Origin of the sequence: Acinetobacter sp. UBA3025, from assembly GCF_002367915.1 — a bacterium.
Lineage (GTDB): Bacteria > Pseudomonadota > Gammaproteobacteria > Pseudomonadales > Moraxellaceae > Acinetobacter.
In genome coordinates, this window is sequence record NZ_DFDO01000302.1 from 1 (window position 1) to 1,663 (window position 1,663).

The 1,663-nt window shown below is 45.2% G+C and carries 3 protein-coding genes; all 3 read left to right on the forward strand.

Translation table 11 applies throughout. The annotated features are described in order from the left end of the window. The first annotated feature begins 9 nt into the window (after positions 1–9). Entirely contained in the window at positions 10–909 is a 900-nt protein-coding gene (gene dapA / locus B4J23_RS12725; protein ID WP_291361102.1) for a 4-hydroxy-tetrahydrodipicolinate synthase, read from the forward strand. Between the two features lie 12 nt (positions 910–921). Continuing rightward, complete coding sequence (locus tag B4J23_RS12730; protein WP_034703997.1) at positions 922–1,527, forward strand: lipoprotein-34 precursor (NlpB); 606 nt, start codon at positions 922–924, stop codon at positions 1,525–1,527. Between the two features lie 38 nt (positions 1,528–1,565). Then, positions 1,566–1,663, forward strand: a 98-nt coding sequence (locus tag B4J23_RS14420; RefSeq protein WP_414631579.1) for a phosphoribosylaminoimidazolesuccinocarboxamide synthase, incomplete at its 3' end; no start/stop codon positions are given.

The window sequence follows — 1,663 nt, forward strand, 5'->3', positions numbered from 1 at the left end:
TTTTTTAAAATGACTCAGCAAGCACAGACCATTCAGGGTTCCATTGTCGCAATCGTCACCCCCATGTTTGAAGATGGCAGCGTAGATTGGAAGGGTCTCGAGAAGCTGGTTGAGTGGCATATTGCAGAAGGCACTAACAGTATCGTCGCGGTTGGTACTACTGGTGAAGCATCAACGCTCAGCATGAGCGAGCACACTCAAGTGATCAAAGAAATCATTCGTGTTGCCAACAAACGTATTCCTATCATTGCCGGTACAGGCGCAAACTCGACTCGTGAAGCAATCGAGCTGACTCAGGAAGCCAAAGAACTTGGCGCTGATGCTGCCCTGCTGGTTACTCCTTACTACAACAAACCGACTCAGGAAGGTCTATACCAGCATTATAAAGCGATTGCTGAAGCGGTTGACCTACCTCAAATTCTTTATAACGTTCCAGGTCGTACTGGCGTAGATATGGCCAACGAAACCGTGATCCGTCTGGCAGATATCCCACAGATCGTGGGCATTAAAGATGCAACAGGTGATGTAGCCCGTGGTGCTGCCCTGATTGAAGGTCTGACAGGCAAAAACATGACTGTTTACTCAGGTGATGATGCAACTGCCTATGAGTTAATGGGTCATGGTGCCAAAGGCAATATTTCCGTGACTGCTAACATTGCACCTAAAGTCATGAGTGAAGTATGTGCTGCTGCCATTGCAGGAGATGCGGCAGGTGCTGAAGAGATGAATGCTCAGGTTGCAAATTTACACAATATTCTATTTTGCGAATCAAACCCAATTCCTGTGAAATGGGCTCTCCATGATATGGGCTTAATTGGTACAGGTATTCGCCTTCCATTAACACCACTTGCAGAACAATATCGCGCTCCGCTTCATGAGGCACTTGTAGAAGCGAGCGTCATTAAATAAAGAGCAACGATTATGCAATTACGTTTAGGACTTACCCTGGCACTTTCAGTATTCAGTTTAGCAGGTTGTAGTTCAATGGCCTTTAAAAACGGTACCTTGGACTATAAAGAAACAACCACGCTGCAACCATTGCAATATCCTGAAGGGTCAATGGTTCGTCCTGCAACGCCTTTGTACCCTGCTCCGACAGTGGATCCGCTTGCCCTGGAAAATGCACCAAAACTTGAAAATCAGCGTGGTAACCGCTTTGCGATGCCACGCCCTACTGCACAGCCAGTAAATTCAACTCAAGCAGATGAAACTCAAGAAAATTTTTCAGGAAAGCCGCAATTAGTCACTGACGGAAATCAAAATCCACTGCTCAAAATTGATGGAAATGCTGCTACAATATGGCAATACACTCTTGCCACGCTTAGCAGCCTTAACCATTCTATTGTTGGTCAAAATAAAGATCGTTATGAGGTAACGATTCAGGTTGATCAGCAAACCTATGTTTTAAGACTCTCTCCCGCAGGTTCGAGTAACACCCTGGCTGTGTTTAATCCCGATAACAGTTTTGCCGACCGCGAAAAAGCAGCAGAACTGTTAAACCAGATTTACCAAAATTGGCCAGCCTAGACATTTTCTAGGCATTTTTTTTTGTAGAAGGTTCCCTCATGTTAAAACAAACCTTGCTCTATACTGGTAAAGCGAAATCTGTCTATACCACGGACAGTGAAGACCACCTGATTTTAGTTTTTCGTGACGATGCGTC

Bases quoted from the DNA above. Each gene is read 5' to 3' on its own strand.
- B4J23_RS12730 (WP_034703997.1), top strand. From the start codon at position 922: ATGCAATTACGTTTAGGACTTACCCTGGCACTTTCAGTATTCAGTTTA.
- dapA (WP_291361102.1), top strand. From the start codon at position 10: ATGACTCAGCAAGCACAGACCATTCAGGGTTCCATTGTCGCAATCGTC.